General features: G+C 65.0%; 11 protein-coding genes and 3 pseudogenes. 11 read left to right on the forward strand and 3 right to left on the reverse strand.

The annotated features are described in order from the left end of the window. Positions 1–633 precede the first annotated feature (633 nt). Positions 634–1,222: pseudogene (locus tag OG963_RS43585) on the forward strand (transposase family protein). 39 nt (positions 1,223–1,261) lie between these two features. Then, on the forward strand, positions 1,262–1,582 hold the full coding sequence (locus OG963_RS43590; RefSeq protein ID WP_331750099.1) for a DUF2283 domain-containing protein: 321 nt from the start codon (positions 1,262–1,264) through the stop codon (positions 1,580–1,582). A gap of 762 nt (positions 1,583–2,344) precedes the next feature. On the opposite strand, the gene OG963_RS43595 is transcribed toward OG963_RS43590, so the two are convergent. Then, positions 2,345–2,500 (reverse strand): hypothetical protein, encoded by a 156-nt coding sequence (locus OG963_RS43595; RefSeq protein ID WP_331750102.1) that lies wholly within the window; start codon positions 2,498–2,500, stop codon positions 2,345–2,347. A 1,045-nt stretch (positions 2,501–3,545) separates the two neighbouring features. Here OG963_RS43595 and OG963_RS43600 point away from each other — a divergent pair. The 7 genes and pseudogenes from OG963_RS43600 (at position 3,546) to OG963_RS43630 (ending at position 12,994) form a co-directional block, all read left to right on the forward strand. After that, positions 3,546–5,075: a phage/plasmid primase, P4 family gene (locus OG963_RS43600; protein ID WP_331750107.1), complete on the forward strand. Its 1,530-nt coding sequence runs from the start codon at positions 3,546–3,548 to the stop codon at positions 5,073–5,075. A gap of 166 nt (positions 5,076–5,241) precedes the next feature. After that, positions 5,242–5,625, forward strand: coding sequence for a DUF6009 family protein (locus OG963_RS43605; RefSeq protein WP_331750110.1), 384 nt, complete (start codon positions 5,242–5,244; stop codon positions 5,623–5,625). Between the two features lie 837 nt (positions 5,626–6,462). After that, positions 6,463–6,588, forward strand: a pseudogene (locus tag OG963_RS43610) (IS5/IS1182 family transposase); the annotation flags it as partial. A gap of 183 nt (positions 6,589–6,771) precedes the next feature. Beyond that, positions 6,772–7,536, forward strand: a complete 765-nt coding sequence (locus OG963_RS43615; protein ID WP_331750113.1) for a TnsA-like heteromeric transposase endonuclease subunit — start codon at positions 6,772–6,774, stop codon at positions 7,534–7,536. Further along, complete coding sequence (locus tag OG963_RS43620; protein ID WP_331750115.1) at positions 7,536–9,824, forward strand: transposase; 2,289 nt, start codon at positions 7,536–7,538, stop codon at positions 9,822–9,824. Before OG963_RS43615 ends, OG963_RS43620 begins: the two co-directional genes overlap by 1 nt. Then, positions 9,821–11,101: a TniB family NTP-binding protein gene (locus tag OG963_RS43625; RefSeq protein ID WP_331750117.1), complete on the forward strand. Its 1,281-nt coding sequence runs from the start codon at positions 9,821–9,823 to the stop codon at positions 11,099–11,101. The genes OG963_RS43620 and OG963_RS43625 overlap by 4 nt, the downstream gene beginning before the upstream one ends. Positions 11,102–11,116: 15 nt before the next feature. After that, positions 11,117–12,994: a TniQ family protein gene (locus OG963_RS43630; protein ID WP_331750120.1), complete on the forward strand. Its 1,878-nt coding sequence runs from the start codon at positions 11,117–11,119 to the stop codon at positions 12,992–12,994. 42 nt (positions 12,995–13,036) lie between these two features. On the opposite strand, the gene OG963_RS43635 is transcribed toward OG963_RS43630, so the two are convergent. Then, a protein-coding gene (locus OG963_RS43635; protein ID WP_331750122.1) for an IS5 family transposase occupies positions 13,037–13,851 on the reverse strand; the annotation gives its coding sequence in 2 pieces (ribosomal slippage) (positions 13,037–13,509 and positions 13,509–13,851; 816 coding nt in all). Between the two features lie 104 nt (positions 13,852–13,955). On the opposite strand from OG963_RS43635, the pseudogene OG963_RS43640 reads away from it, so the two are divergent. Beyond that, a pseudogene (locus tag OG963_RS43640) lies at positions 13,956–14,117 on the forward strand (IS5/IS1182 family transposase); the annotation flags it as partial. A gap of 32 nt (positions 14,118–14,149) precedes the next feature. On the opposite strand, the gene OG963_RS43645 reads toward OG963_RS43640, so the two are convergent. Continuing rightward, the gene (locus OG963_RS43645) at positions 14,150–15,046 is read right to left on the reverse strand and encodes an alpha/beta hydrolase (protein ID WP_331750124.1); all 897 of its coding nucleotides are present in this window, start codon (positions 15,044–15,046) and stop codon (positions 14,150–14,152) included. A 122-nt stretch (positions 15,047–15,168) separates the two neighbouring features. Here OG963_RS43645 and OG963_RS43650 point away from each other — a divergent pair, with 122 nt between their 5' ends. After that, positions 15,169–15,564, forward strand: coding sequence for a hypothetical protein (locus tag OG963_RS43650; protein ID WP_331750126.1), 396 nt, complete (start codon positions 15,169–15,171; stop codon positions 15,562–15,564). Positions 15,565–16,109 lie beyond the last annotated feature (545 nt).

Genomic DNA, 16,109 nt, shown 5'->3' on the forward strand with positions numbered 1-16,109 from the left:
TCAGCGGCCGCCCGATGAAGGCGAGTCGAGTGGAATTCGACGTGCCGGACACCCGGCGCGCGTGGTCCTTCCGACTCGACCGTGAGCCGGGAGGACGCGCCAGGTCCGTGGGGGCGCTTCGGAGGCGTCGCCCGCAGTGGCTGCGAACGCGGAGGAGGGCCGTAACACGCGTGTTCGGCCTTCCTCCGTCAGGCGGGGGGACGATTCCGCGCCGTTCTGCGCTACGGCGAGGTGCGCGGTGGCACGCCTCGCGGTCGAATCCTCAGCCCGACACATGACACGGGGTCATCAACCCCCTCACGCGTCCGACCTTTCCTCCACACCCAGTCGCCCCGTCGACCACTATGGCCCCGCCCGCGGCCAGGACATAGAAGGCCCGTGCCACCTTTTCTTTCACAATCCGAGCGCACGACAGGATTGCTTTCGACGGATAGCTGGCGCCGCCTGGGCAGGGCAGGATCGGTAAGACGCTACCGGCCGCAGTGGGTGCGGTGGAGCCGCTCAGCACACGCCGTCTGCACTCCGCTCCGATTCGCACAGGATCGCCTCTGGGCCCGCGGCGTGACCGTCACATCCGGGGCACTCGGCGTGACTGTACGTACGGAAAAGCGAAATTCCCCACGGTAAAAGGGAATTTACAGTGAGTCTTTTCCAACCTGCTGCTTGGGTTGGCCAGTTGGCTTGATAGAACGTGGGCGCGCTCACGGCAGCCGATGGCTACGCCTGAGCGCGGGCCGACAGGCTCTGCTCAGCCTCGCGCACCTGCGAGGCGGCGATACCTACGGCCGGCTCGCCGCGGCGTTCAACGTCGGCATCGCCACCGTCTACCGCTACATCCGCGAAGCCGTCGACGTCCTAGCCGCCCTCGCCCCCACGCTTGAACAAGCCGTCAGCACCGCGGCGACGAAAGCGTTCGTGATCCTGGACGGCACCCTGCTCCGCATCGCCGCCGCACTGACCCAAGCGGGCATCCGCTGCTGGGCGGACAAGGCGTACCAAGGAACAGGCGGCACCGTCCGCGTCCCCTACCGCGGCCGCTGGGACGAACTCTCCGCAGGCCAACGAGCCGTCAACGCCTCCCACGCCAAAGATCCGCGCGCTCGGCGAGCAGGCCATGGCCACTCTCAAGACGTGGCGCCTCCCGCGCAAACTCCGTTGCAGTACGACCCGCGTCACCACCATCGTCAAGGCCGTCCTCGCCCTGCAACTCGCAGCGCACTGACGAGACCGGAACCAACAACGCAGAAAGGACCCCAGCATCGTGCCTGACGTCAAAGTCACTTACGACAAGACCGTGAACGCGGCGTACGTATACTTCACCGACCCGCAGGTCAGTGTGAGATCAGCACATACCTATCCCTGCGATCCGATCGATGTCGACGGAATGATCAACCTCGACTTCGACGAGCAGGACCGCCTCATCGGTATCGAGGTCCTAGCCGCCACGTCGAAGCTCCCCGAGTACGTGCTCCAGGCCGCCGAGCGGCTGGACTCCGAGGGCATTTCAGCCGGGAGCAGCCCGACGATTGTTAGCCTGCACAGCCACCAGCACAGGTTGGAAAAGGCTCAAGGGCATGAATGACAGGGGAGGGAAGCCGATTCCTGTTTGCCCGAGCAAGATCAAATAGGGGTGGACGTAGACCACCGAGAAGCAGATCTGGTCTCAGGACCCGTTCGCGCTCAAAAGTGACGGGCATGGGTTCTGCGACCTGCGTTGTTTGCAGAAATTCGACCCCATGCCGGCACGGAAGAACCTTCCCGCGAACTTGAGTCCGAAGCCGATCTAGTCGAACGTCATCAGTGCCCGACGTGCAAGGCCGCCCCTGCCTCACCCTGCCGCTCGAGCAGCGGGGCGGTCACGAGCACGTAGGACACCGGCCCCTTCACCGAGGTGCCGAAGTTGGCGAAGGAGCTCCGGGTGCCGTCCCGGCCAAAAGAGGCCGGGCCAGCCCTGGCGGCCCGCTAGTCGGTCCCCGCGGCGGTCGACTCCAACTCTGCCGAGCGCGGAGATCCACATCGGATGTGTCCGTTGCTCGCACCTCAGCCAAGACCTCGACTCGCGGTTAGACGCGCCCGACAAGCACCGCATCGCCAGAGACAGCTCTTCAGATGTGGGACACGAAGTTCCTGCTCCTGGTCGCGTCTCGTCAATGCGGTCCACAAACAGGATCAGAACGACGGCGGCAGCAATGAACCGGAGACGCTCTGGTCACTGTGCCCGGCCCGCGTCAGGGGCACCACCAGTCGGTCGACGACGGACTCAGCATCCTTGGCCTGCAGGGGACACGTCGAGCCGCACCACGCGCGAAAACACGGTCTCCAGCAGCGCGGCAGCTTCCTCGCCTCAGAACTCACCGACCATGACCCGGGGGAGCGCAACGCGGTGCGGGTTACCCGACCGGTACGCGGGGCCCAGAGCCCGCAGCAGCGTCGTCTTCCCGCTCGCCAGGTCCCCGGCGAGGATCATGAAGAGGCCGGCCTTGACCGCCTGCGGTAACACTGCACCAGCTCCGCGAGCCCAGCACGCTCAAGGACCTGCCGACGGAGCGCGAGCACGAGGTCCTCAGTGATTAGCGTCGCCGCCACCCACAACCCCTGCAGCAGGTCGAACTCGACACAGGCCGTGGCATGCGGCAGCTGCCGCCTCCCGTGGTCGTCGGCCGCCGCCATCCGATTCACCCACCGCACAGCCTGCCTGAGCGTGGAGCTAAAGGGGATCGCCCGCCCTCCCGCGGCCCGCTGTAAAGGGACGGAAGGGACTGTGAAGTGCACTTATCAACAAGTCAGACGTGCGTCTTACGCACGGGCGTGACTGCTCGACGGATCCACAAGGGAGGCTGCTCACAATAGAAATTTCCAGTCCCTTCAGCCCCTTAAAGAGGTGCACGATGCTGCTGAGCTGGGCAAATGTTCAGGGACCCAAGCAGTGTGGTCAGCCAAGCTGATGGGAGATGCCCCTGCTCGGGGGCGACCCCCACGACGGCAGCGTGGAAGATCAGCGTCATTTTTGTTGATCCTCCGTGCCATTCGCCTCTGTCTTAGTCACCAGCAGTGACGGCCGATCTAGTTGCCTATTAGGCTGTATTTCGTCCTTATCTTGGACATCATGCCCTCGAACTAGAGGCTGAAGGGACCTAAGGGACGCAAAGAAGAACTCCGGCGTCACGCTGAGGAGCAGGGGCGACCCCGAACGAGGGGCCTACACTCTCTTCCGAAAGCCAGTCCCTACAGTCCCTTTGATCCCTTGTTTCGAGCACGCACTTGGCTCTGGATGTTCAGGGACGGTGCGACAAGACCCCGCTGAAGGACAGACCCGTGGCCGGCCCCGACGTGATGAGAGCACCCACTGCGGCTACGCGGCCTGACACATCCCACTTGGCTGCTGAAGGACTCCCGGCTAGCCGGCTCAACGAACATGCTGCGCTCACTCAGCTCCTAGCGGCTGCCGAGACGGCGCGCCCCCGGCAGGGACCCCGCAACGAACGCGTCATCGACGCCGTCCTTGCTGCCGTGTCAATCCGCCCGCTCCACCTCGAAGGACGTTCATGAGCAGCGCCGAGACGCCGCGCTTCGACGCCGCCGCCGCTGCCCAGCAGATGCTGCAAATCGAAATGACCGGCCGAGAGACTGTCACCCCAGTCCAAGCCGCGACCTCCTCACCTCCTGTACTGTCATGGGCATTGTCGGCACCGCTGCCGGAAACGCTCACGGACCGTGGCAACGCCAAGCTATTCGTCAAGCTCTACAGCGGCCAATTTCGCCATGTCGAAGGCCTTGGCTGGTTCTCATGGGACGGCTACCGCTGGAAACGCACTGGAGGGGAAAAGGCGGCCCTGTGGGCTGCTGGTGAAATGGCAGAAAACATGCCCACCACCGATCCCCGCGGTTTCTTTGGCGACCGAGAGCTACAGCTTCACAAGAAGCGCACTCTCTCCACCACTGGCATGACGGCTCTGCTCACCCAGGCCAAAGCCTCACCAGATCTCTCCGTCGACCCCAACTCCCTCGACGGCGACCCGTACTCCCTGTGTACCCCCGCGGGGGTCGTCGACCTGCACACTGGACTACTGCGCAAGCCCGACCCCGCCCGCGACTTGCACTCCCGCGCCACCAGCGTGGCCCCGCAAGCAGGCGAGACTCCTCGCTGGCACCGCTTTCTCCACGACACCTTTGGCGACGACGCCGAAGGTCAAGAGATGATCGACTTCCTACATCTGCTACTGGGCTACTCCATCACAGGGGATGTGGGCGCCCAGGTTTTGCCGTTCCTCCATGGCCACGGGAAGAACGGGAAAAGCGTCCTACTTGACGTCATGATCCAGATCCTGGGCGATTATGCCGACGCCGCACCACCCGGATTCCTCATGGACCGGGGCGCCTTCTCCGAACACTCCACCGAACTTACTGAGCTCCACGGCCGCCGACTGATCGTATGCAGCGAGCTCAAACCCAACGACAAGTTCGACGAAACCAGGGTCAGGCTGCTAACGGGCGGTGACAAGATCAAAGCCCGCAGGATGCGCCAAGACTACTTCTCCTTCACTCCCACCCACCATTTGTGGCTGCTGGGCAACCACCGCCCCGAAGTTTCCACCGGCGGGTTCGCGTTCTGGCGCCGTATCCGGCTTCTACCCTTCGAGCGGACTGTTCCCGACCACCGCAAGATTGACAACCTAGCCCTCGAGCTGGTCCGTGACGAAGGCCCTGGCATCCTGCAGTGGCTCATCGAAGGAGCCCACCGTTACCTCACCACCCGTGACAACCTCAAAGGACCCGACCGCGTGCGTATCGCCACGAGTGCCTACGCCAACACCGAGGACCACATAGGCCGCTTCCTCACCGAATGCTGCACCCGCGACATCGACGAGCAGCCCGACCTTCGGGTTGAGCAAGGGCTGCTCTACACCGCCTACGCGTCATGGTGCAGCACCGGCGAAGGCATCCGCCCCGCCGGCACGCGCGCCTTCGCCACCCGTGTGAGGCAAGAGGCTGGTCTCACTTCACCGGCTGACATGATCAAATCCAACGGCCGCAAGTACTACCCAGGCATCGCTCTGTTGGATACCCCGGCATGAACAGCATTGCAACACCGGGGGACCCGCAAACGGAACGGTATCGTCTACCCAGGCTCATTTTTCCGCCCTACCATGTAAACGTATGGCCACGTCCAGCAGCGGACGACTCACCACGCTACAAGGTGGGCCTACGTGTGGCCCCGCAGACGAAGGAGGGGCAGCAGCCATGAGCTCGCTACTGACCGAGGGCGATCTCACCCACGAGGAAGATGTCGTGTGGCTGGAAGACCCCACAGACTTCGACTATGTCCGTCAGGCCCTCGACAAGACCCGACGCCGTAATACGAAGCCTCCTTACGAACGCGACGGCCGCATGGTGGGGTATGCCCTCCTGGACAACCAAGCGGAACCCGACCCGGATAGTGGTCTGTACAAGCGCCGCGTCTTCTTCCTGCTACCTCATGACCGAGACAGTCTCCCGGGAGGCCTGTACCGCGAGGGCGCGCCTGGCGAAGCCGTGGACCCGCGCACCATCGAAGTGAGGAGGGTGGGCGAGAAAACCCCACGTTCCCAAAGCGGGCCGTCTTCCCAAGCGGCCTCTTGTCTCTGAGATCCTGCCGTTGCTCCTTGCCCGCAATTGATCTCCCTCAGCTTCGCACCGTTCCGTCGACTCCATGTCTTGATTTGCCGTGCCGAACTCTGTGCGTGGTGTGATGCATCCAACTGCGCGGACTCAACTGCGCAGCTACAACTGGCCACGCCACGGGCTGGGAGCAGGGCTCCTATCAAGAGCGGGAGCGCCTGAGGGGGCTGTCCCGTAACCCCTCGTGGAACGGCGCGCAGCGTCAGATGCGTTGCTTCCGAGGCGGAGACTCGTCCTCATAATGGGCGTATTCGGCTGATCCTCCAATGTGGCGAGGTGTCATAGCTGCGTGGTGTGCTCACCGGGATTACGGGACAACAGAACCCGCTGGCCCGACCGTCCCGAGCGGCACCTTTGCCACGAGACCATCTGCCGTGCCCTCTACCAAGGGGTCAAAGGCGGCTTGAGTAGGGCTCTGACCAGGAAGCTGCGCACCGGCCGGCCGCTGAGTAAGAAGCGCCGCCGCCCTGACCAGCGCGTCCCCCGTTTCGTTGCACCGGCCGTCCTGATCGGCCGACGATCGTCGAGCTGCGCGAGCGGCTCGACGACTGGGAAGGAGGCCCCCGTCGTGGCGCACGCAGTCAATCCGCCGTCGCCACGCCCGTCGACCGACGTGCCCGCTATGTCTGCTTAGCCTCGCTGCCCGAGGGACACTCAGTCGGCCAGGTGGCGATGCCCTCATCACCACCTGCAGCACGCTGCCAGAACAAGCAGGTCGGAGTCCAACCTGGGATCAGGGCTCCGAGATGGCCCGCCATTACGAACTCGCGTCCTGCTTCACCGACGGCATCGTCTTCGTATACCGCGCCGTGGTTCGGGGTCTCGAAGCCTGCGGCCGACCGCATCCTCGACCACCTTGCACCGCTGCTGGTCATCTCGCCTGCGCGCCAGCCGCGCAGGGACACCGTCGATATCGTCGACGGCGCTTTGCGTGACTGACACTTTTGGTTGGCGGACGAGCACCCTAGTTGGCGGATCTTGATCCCGACACGCCGTGTCGCGATCAGTTCAGGAGAATGGTCTCCATCACCGGCCGGGGGGTGCTGCTGTGAGTGAGTGAGAGAGACAGCGAGCGCGAAGATCCCGTCGGATTCAAGTCATCTGGATCAGATTGTGACGGCGTACGACGGGGATGCCGCGTTCCGGGATCTGTTGCAGCTCGGGAACGGCTGGGCTGGTCGGTGGAGTTCGACTTGGCAGGTGGCTGCCGGCAAGGTCTGCTGGCCGATCCGGGATATGGCTCACGTATCGGTGCTGACGTCCCGGCCGATGCGGGGGTTCACGTGGCGAGCGAAGCAGCGGCATCGCCCCGGGCTTGAGGTGATGGCTTCAACGGGCAGGGCACACGGCTTCGAGTCGCTGGAAGAAATGCGGCTGCTGGTCGCGCTGGACTTTCTGGGTGCATCAGAGGTGCTGTCGCAGCCGTTCCGGCTGGACTTCGACCATGCGGGCGGGCAGTCCTGGCACATCCCGGACTTCCTGGCCGTGATCGGCGGCGGGATGTGGCTGCTGGATGTCCGCCCGATGGAGCTGGTCAAGGGCGCGGACGCGCTGAAGTTCGCGGCGGCCAGGGAGGTGGCGGCGGCGTGCGGCTGGCGGTACTCGGTGGTCGCAGGCTGGCGCCCGCATGTCTGGAGCGTCCTTGATCACTTGTCCTCGCGTCGGCGGCCGGTGAGGGACCTGCTGGGCATGCGGCATCAGTTGCTCACTGCTGTCGGCGGCACGGAGGACCGGGTGATGACGTTTTCCGCATTGGCTGATGCGACCAGCGTGCCTTCCGTTGGCCGGGCCAACATTGTGCGGCTGCTATGGCAACGTGAGCTCGGCATCGATCTGGGCAGTCCCTTGCGCGACACCTCGCTGGTCTGGCAGGTGTGATGACGGTGAGGGGGTTCTTGCAGATCGCGCCGGGCAGGCGGGTCGCGCTCAACGGAGTCGAGTGGACGGTCGAAGATGTCCACGGCCAGCTCGGCCGGCTCGTCCTTGTGGATGCCGACGGCCGCGCGGAGGCCCGCTCGTTCCGCTGGCTCATCAACCATGCCGATCTGCGGCTTTTGCCGACGGTCGAAGCATCGGGGTGCCCTTCGCCGGTCTCCCGACAGCCAAGGACGCTGGCTGACCTGACTGAGGACCAATTGGAACGGGCCAGGCTGCGGGCTGCGCATGTGTTGGAAGCCGAGACGGGGTTCCGGGAGGGTCAATCGGCTCGGGCCCTGCCGGGTGAGCCCCGGCTGGCCTACGACCCGGACCGCACGACGCTGACCCAGCGCCGCCACGCGAAGGCGGCGGAGACGAAGGCGATGCCCCGTCCGGAGGCGGTCCGGCTCGGCTTGCAACACCTCAGCTACCGGACCCTGGAGCGTCTGTCGGGACTCTCGGGCGAGAGTCTCTTGGTGGCCTGCGCGGACGGGCGCTGGACACGGCGACGCAGTGGGCATCGCAGCGTCACTGAGGAGGTCCGTGAGGCGATCTTCGCGGTCAAGGGCGAGTGCGGTGAACGCGCCCGCCTGAGTTTGGCCGCCAGGCACCGATTGATGCACCAGTACATTCGCGAGCGGTTCCCGACGTTTCCGGCCGAGAGGATCCCTTCCCGCTGGACGCTCGCGGACGTCTGGGAGGAGTGGTTCGGGCCTGGCGGCGCCCGGCCGCGCTACGAGCGGACGGCCCGGGCCGCTGCAGAGGCCGGTGTCTCCGGCCGGATGGTGGTCCACCGGCCGGGCCAGGTTCTGGCGTTGGACTCGACCCCGATGCCGGTGAAGCTGCGCGAGACCGTGTTCGGCGACGCGGTCACCGCGACACTGACCCTTGCGCTCGATCTCTACACGCACGGACTGCCGGCCTTCCGACTCACGTTGCAGTCCGACACGTCGGTCGACGTCGCGATGCTGCTGCGGGACGTGATGCTGCCGCTTCCGATGCGGGACGGCTGGGGCGAGGATATGGAATGGCCCTACGCCGGGGTCCCGGCCGACGTGATTGCCGAGTTCACCGGGCACCGGGTCGCCGCTCTGCCATTCTTCGCACCGGAGACGGTCACCACCGACCACGGCAGCCCCTACAAGAACCACGACCTGGTGGAAGCCGAACGGGAGATCGGCTGCCGGATCCTGCCTGCTCGCGTCCTGCGGCAGACCGACAAGTTCGCGGTCGAGCGCCAGTTCTTAACCATCCAGACCATGCTCTTCGAGCATCTGTTGGGCTTCACCGGCGGCGATGTCGCCGACCGCGGGGCTGACCCGGAACGCGATGCGAGTCTCACGCTCGCGCAGGTCGAGCACATCATCGCGACGTGGATCGTCCAGATCTGGCAGAACCGCAAACTGGGCGAATACGCCCCAAGCTGGGCTCCAGGTGAGGATCACAGCCCCAACACTTTGTTCGCAGCGGCGATGGAACAGGGCGGCTTCGACCTGGACTTCCCCGAGCCGGGCTTCTATTACAAGGTCTTGCGCAAGCACCACGTGAAGATCCATCCCCGACGTGGAGTGAAGATCCTCGGGCTTTGGTATCACCACCCGATCCTCGACGAGCCGCACTTCCTGCAGCCCTCCGCCCGAGGGGGCAAGCACGCGGGCAAGTGGGTGGTCCGCAGTGACCGAAGGGACCGCCGGCAGGTGTTCTTCCAGGACCCGGCCGACCACGAGACCTGGCACATCCTGCGCTGGCGAGGGTTGCCGTCCGAGGGCGAAGTCCCCGCTTTCTCGGACAGGACCGCCGACGCTCTCCTGGCACACGTGAAGGCGAACAACATCAGGATCCACTCCGAGAGCGAGCTCTTGGAACATCTGCTGGAGATTCTCGGCTCGGTCACTCCGGTCGACCAATGGCTCAGCCAGGCCAAGAAGAAGGCCGGGAAGAAGCAGCGCGTCGCCCAGGCCCGCGATATCACTCGTGCACAGGCTGCGGCAGCTGACCGCCCCACCGCACCGGCCCCTGCAGACGAGCCGGCTCCGGCCGAGATGCCCGCGGTCTGGGCAGAGCATGGTCGCACGATCGACCGCGCGGTCGACACCGACCGTCGCCGGCGACGCGAAGAAGCACTTGCGGGAACCAGACCTGTCGCCCCGCCGACGCTGCGCGAGGGCTTGAGCCGACGGCCCATGTTCCTGCCGCCGCCCCACGATGGGTCGGAAGCCGACACAAGAGTCCAGGAGGACGACGAGTGAACCGAGCCCTCTCGCACGATGATCCGCTGGAGGGCCTGCCCTCACGAGCCGGAATCGCCGAGTTGATCCTGGGCGGCCACCCGCCCCGCGACACCTACGTCGGTTGGCAGCACTACCGCAGCCACTACGGCCTGCTCGCCCCCGCTCCGGTGATCTCCCTTAAGCAGATGCCGATGATCCCCGCGAGCCGCAAGGCCGACTACGACCTCTATCGGCATCTGACGAACGCGAACCTCCCGCTGCAAGACACCCCCATGCATGACAAGGTCGGCAAGCTGATTCGGCGCCGGTTGCGCGGCAACACAATGAAGCAGGACGATCCGACGCGCGCTGGCGTCATGGTCAGCGGCTGGGGCAACTATGGCAAGACCGCGTCCGTCTGCTCAGCCGGGGCTGTATTCGAAGACCAGTGGCTGCAACTGCACAGCTACCTCAACCCTGGGGCTCTGCCGGGTACGCGTGATCTCCACGCGCCGGTCGTCTATGTCTCGACCCCGGTGACAGCGACCCCAAAGAGCCTTTGCGTGTCGATCCTGGGCTTCTTTCGGGCCGCGATCCGCAAGTCGATCACGCTGCCGGAACTGGTACGGCAGGTCGCCGACTCCCTCCACGACCACGGTGTCAAAGCGCTGATCCTGGACGACATCAGTCGGCTGCGGATGCACCGGGCAGACGACCAGGACGTTCTCGACCTGATGCGGGCCTTCATGAACCTGGACGTCACCCTGATTCTTACAGGCGTCAACATCTCGGGCATCGGACTGTTGCGCGAGGCCAAGTGGAACAAGAAGACCCGGCAGTGGGAGATGCCACCGCTGGAGTCGACCCGCATCCACGGCTTGGAGATCACTCAAACCGAGCACCGCTTCGAGCTCATCGAGCTCGACCGCTTCCGCTACACCACCCCGAAGCAGATCCATGCCTTCGTCGACCACCTGGAGGGAATCGAGCGGCACCTCCGGCTACTGAATGCGAAGGAGGGCATGCTCACCGGCAGCACGATGCCGGAGTACTTGATGCGCCGCACCGGCGGTGTCGTCGGCCTGCTGGGACGTCTGATCGAGGACGGCGCACAGGAGGCTATGGAGTCCGGGAAAGAGCTGATCGACGAGACCCTGCTGGACGAGATCGTGCTCCGGCGGGACAAGCCCGAGCAGCCGCCGGACGAGCCCGTGATCCCGGCCGACCCGCCGACCACCAGCGAGAACCCGAGAGCGAAACGGCCCCGGAACACCGTTTTCGATGACCAAGGCCCGGCTGCACGCTCGGGCGCCTGAACAAATGGAGCCCTGATGCATCCACTGCCCCGGAGTCTCGAACCCATGTCAGGAGAATCCCTGGTCAGCTACCTGCTTCGGCTTGGGCACCGTCTCAGCCTCCCACCCCTGCACCTGATCCGTGCGGCAGGCTGGACCGAGCGCGTATACGCTCACCACCTCCCCGGCGGTCTGCTGCTGGATCTCACGGGGCCGCAGGCCGAAGCATTCGCCCGGCTGACGAGGCAAACGGCCGAGGAAGTCTCGGCACTGACGCTGACGCAGTGGCGAGACCGATATCCGCCGATCGCCCGGTCCATGCCCGGGTCGGGACACAAGAGGCCAGACGCATGGCTCTTCGTCGGCTCGCCACGGTTCTGCCCCTCCTGCTTGGCGGGCGACGGCACCCCGGCCCAGCAACTCCATGGCGGACCCTGGCAAAAACTCTGGCACCTTCCCGTTGCCTTCGCCTGTGTCGAGCATCAGACCTATCTGGAATCCGACTGCCCGTACTGCGGCCAGCCGCACGCCACATCAGGACGCCTGATTGAGCGGGCCAACGACCACACCCTGCACCCAGCGCAATGCCGATGGACGATCGACACTCAGACCCAGGAGCGGACCCGTGCCTGCGGCGGCAGACTCGATCAGCGTGCTGCCCCGCCTCCCGGCGGCCGGCCGCAACCGACAGCGGACATCCTTCGCTTCCAGGAATCCCTCCTTGCACGCCTGAAGTCGCCGATTCTGGCCACCGACGCAGCCGAGTACTTCACCGATCTCCGGCTGGCCACCGCGCTGATCAGCAGTACATGGCCGCAAGGGGAGCACCTTCTCAACACTGCCCTGGCCGAGCACGTGACCACTCATCTCCACTCCGACTCAGAGCGTTCGGACACCAGCAACGGTCGTCTTCAGTACTCGCGCCTGCGCGATGCACCGCCCCGTGACCCTGTCGCCTGCGCTGGACTCCTGCACGCAGCTCACTCCATGCTCGAAGCGGGCGATCTATCCGAGTGCCTTTCCCGGTTCATCCACGCCTTCAGCAAGCGGCCAACCCGCACACCCTGGGTCCGCTTCTTCGCCGGCTATGAGCACTCTTGCTCGCGACGATTCCGAAACGCGGCCGAACCCTTGACCCACGCCTTCCGTAAGATCGGCGGCCCCCAGGGAACCCGAGCGCCTCTGCGGAACGACTACCGGCCCGAGCACATTCCGGCATATTTGGAGCCGGACTGGTACGAACGTCATTTCGCACCCATTGTCGGAATTGCGCCGAAGGTATTGCGGCGAACTGCCGCAGTCCGGCTCGTTCAGTGGGCCATTGGCGGCCCCCTCGGTGATGCTGCGGCTTACCTCGGCATCACCCCCGACCGGATGCAATTCAGAGCCAACACCGACTACCAGCGCTGGGAACGCGCGGGACGTGACCCGGCGGAGTTCGAATCGGTCCTCCGCGAGCTCAGCGCCGAACTCCGGACACCATGCCGGCCCCTTGTCGACTACCAGCGCAGACGTGAGGCGCTCCGGGACTGGGCTCTGCCCCCTGACACATGGGATGCCCTGGTCAGCGAGTTGCCGCACATTCCCGGCCCCATCCGACCAGCAGTCGGCGACCGCAAACGTCAGGACGCCTCCGTCTTCATCTGGGTGCAGGTCACACGAGGCGAGCACCTCTTCGCCCCGCGCCCCATTGAGGCCGAGCAGCCTCAGCATATCCAGCGCGAATGGGCCCAGCGCCGGAACATCACCTGGCACCATCTCGTCCGGCCCAATCCGCTAAGACACTACGCCGACCTGCGGAAACTCCTCACTGAATACGCCTACCAGCTCGCCCGGGACATCGACTCGAGTGCCGGGCAGATCTCAACTGTCAACGGCCCGACACTCACGCACAGTGAACACCCATGGTTCTGACCCGCCAACCAGCGCCCTCAAGTTTCCACCAATAACCGTGTCCTATGTGGTGAGGCGAATGAGCCGTTTGTAGCAGCAGAGGGCTGCGGCGAGGCCGAGAAATGCCAGGTAGTTGCGGGGGTGGCGTTCGTAGCGGTGGTTGAGCCGGCGGTGGCCGGTCAGCCAGGACATGGTCCGCTCGATGACCCATCGTCGGCGCCCTAACCGTTCGCTGGACTCGACTCCCTTGCGTGCGATACGAACACCGATGTGCTTGCCCCACAACCATTTTCGCAGGTGGGGGATGTCGTAGGCCTTGTCTGCGTGGAGACGTTCGGGTTTGAAGTACCGGCCGCGGTGAGGGTCGTGTCTCGTTTGGTGACCCTGGATCATGGGCTTGAGGGCGAGTCTGTCGTGGGTGTTGGCTGCCGAGAGGCCGACGACGGGCAGTCCGTTCGCGTCCGACAGGACGTGCATCTTGGAACCCGGCTTACCCCGGTCCACGGGGCTCGGACCTGTGAGTTCGCCCCCTTTTTCGCCCTTACGTGGGCGGAGTCGAGGACAGCTCGGGAGAGATCGAGCAAGCCGGCGTCGTCCAGGCGGTGCAGGATCTCCTCGTGCAGCCGGCCCCACACACCTGCCCGCGACCAGATCAGGAACCGACGATGTACGGTCGACTTCGATATCCCGAAGCACGGCGGCAAAGCCCGCCAGGCACATCCACTGACCAGCCCATAGACGATCGGCGCGAACAGCGTCTCATCAGGCGTGTCCTGCGTCCCGCCGCCCTGCGGCCGCACCCTCGACGGCGGGATCCGCGGTTCCGCGATCTCCCACAGCCCATCCGGAACAATCCAACTCCACGTACCCCGCCCCATAACCAACCCCAACGACCCAACCCCACATAGGACACGGTCTAAGGGCCCACAACACGCCCCTGACCTCCAGAGTCCAGATCGTGTTCCGCCAAACTCTCGGTCACACCCTGGAGCCCATCCGCGACCGCAGCATCGCGACCTCGAGCAAGACCTACCGCTACTCGACCAACCTGAAGGTGGTCATCGATGCGAACAGCCACCTGGGCGTGGCGACCGGCGTGCCGCTGCCCAGCAGCCGCAACGAATGCCGCGCGTCCACGGAGTCACATGCATGGGTGCATAAGCTGTTCTTCGGGCGTCAGGCCGTTGTGGCCGTGTTGTCCGCCCAGCGCGTCTCCGTCACGCCAACAAATCCCGCTACCGCGTCAGTGAACTCGGCGGGCTGCTCAAGGTGTCCGTAGTGACCGCTGTCCAGCAGCTGGACCAAGCTGGCATCGGGGAGTTCCGCGATCATCTCCTCGGCCCAGCGCGGCGAGCAGATGAAGTCGTGCATACCCACGACCACCAGCGTGGGGGTACGCATCTCGCCCAGCCGGCCTCGGTGATCAAACGACAAGCCGTTCACGTTGTGGACGAACACGCTCTCAGCCATAGCCGCGAACTCCTCTTCGCGACCCCAGTAGTCCTTGAAGTACGCAGGGAGCAGCTTACGAAACCGTGCTGTCCGCAGCTCGTCCGTAGGATTTTCGACTACTGGTTCCTCCCAGACCGCACGCACCGTCACGGGGCCGGGGTGGCCCGGGAATCGGGCAGGTAGGTCGTCGAGCCTGGCGGTCGCCTCCTCGCGCAGCTCCAGGGTGTTGTGCGCCATAGAGCTGTGAAGGATGACTCCGGCCAGCCGGTCGGGATGCGTCAGCGCATAACCCTGGGCGAAGAAGCCGCCCGCGGAATGACCGAGTAGGTAGACCCGGGGCACGTCCAGGTGTTCCACGACCGCATGCACGAAGCGGACGTACACCTCCATGGTGTAGCCGTCCGGGTGGCTGGGCAGCCTACTGTCTTCGGTGGTTCCCACTTGGGTGGGGTACACCATCGTCATCCGCTCCTCCAGGGCAGGAAGCCGGAAGTAGCCGCCGTCGATACCTGGCCCGCCCGTGAGCGCCAGACACACCGGCCCGGCCACTCCGCGAACCTCGTACTCCTGGGGTATGCCGTCGACGTCAATCACGTGGTGGCCCTGCGCCAGTGCGTTCATGTCCCGTTCCCTGCTGCTGATGTGAAGCTCTATAAGGCTTTGAACGACGGCGCTACCCGGATACGAACAACACCGCCGGCTCTGCCTGATCGGGGTGACCCCAATCGAGTGAGGGAGCCTGCATGGACCCCGAAGGCGTCGCCAAGTCACGTTGCCGTTTCCGGGAATCTGCACGTTCCTCAAATGAACGTCATCGACCCGGTCAGGAAGCCGCCACCGGTCGGCTGACGGTGCAGGCGGACGGCAAGTTGGCCGCGGTGAATGAGTCCGGGCCGCTGGAGTGGACGCTTGACGCGCTGGCTGCCGAAGCCAGGCGGTTGGCCATCGAGATGGGCCGCAGTCAGGTGTGTCGGATCCTGCTGGCTGAGGGAGTGCGCTGGCGTCACACCAGGTCCTGGGTCCGCTCAAGGGACGCGAACATCGATCATCAGTTTGACCATGGCATCCCACGCCGAGACTGGCCCAATCAGTTTGGCGGGAACCGCGTTTGCGTTGGTGGTCAGACGTCGCCGAGATGATTGGAGATGTGGAGAGCCGCGGTGGCCACGGCGAGGGCAGCGCAGAGACCTCGTACCTCGTAGAGCGTAGGACGGATCAGGTTCGGCCAGTTCACTGGAGCCGCAGGCCAGGAGGCGAGGTGAACCTCGGTGCGGGCAAGTCGGAGGTGGGTGGTGATGTTCCAGCCGGTGAGTGGGGCGGCTTCCCAGTGCAATCTGATGCGCCCCAGGGCGACTGCAGGAGCATCGGCGGGGAGCCAAGAAATTTCGAATGGACCGTCGTGAAGGGGAGAGATGCGGTGGATGAGAGCACCGGTTGCCCCGCTCGGCATAGGCCGCAAGGCGACGTCGGCAAGCGAGCAGACCGGAGCGAGACCGGGGGAAAGATGTACTCCGCTGCGTCGTGTATCCATGATCAAGCCCAGGTGAGGGTGTCGCGGACGGGCGGCGGCAGATATGCCAAACCGGGTTGAGGCGGGTGAAGTTTGCGGTGGCCGACGGCCAGGCATTCAGGCACGAGAACCTCCGAGCAATGATTGTCAGGGGCAGTGGCAGATTCGTAGCTG

Origin of the sequence: Streptomyces sp. NBC_01707 (assembly GCF_041438805.1) — a bacterium.
In the GTDB taxonomy this organism is placed as follows: domain Bacteria; phylum Actinomycetota; class Actinomycetes; order Streptomycetales; family Streptomycetaceae; genus Streptomyces.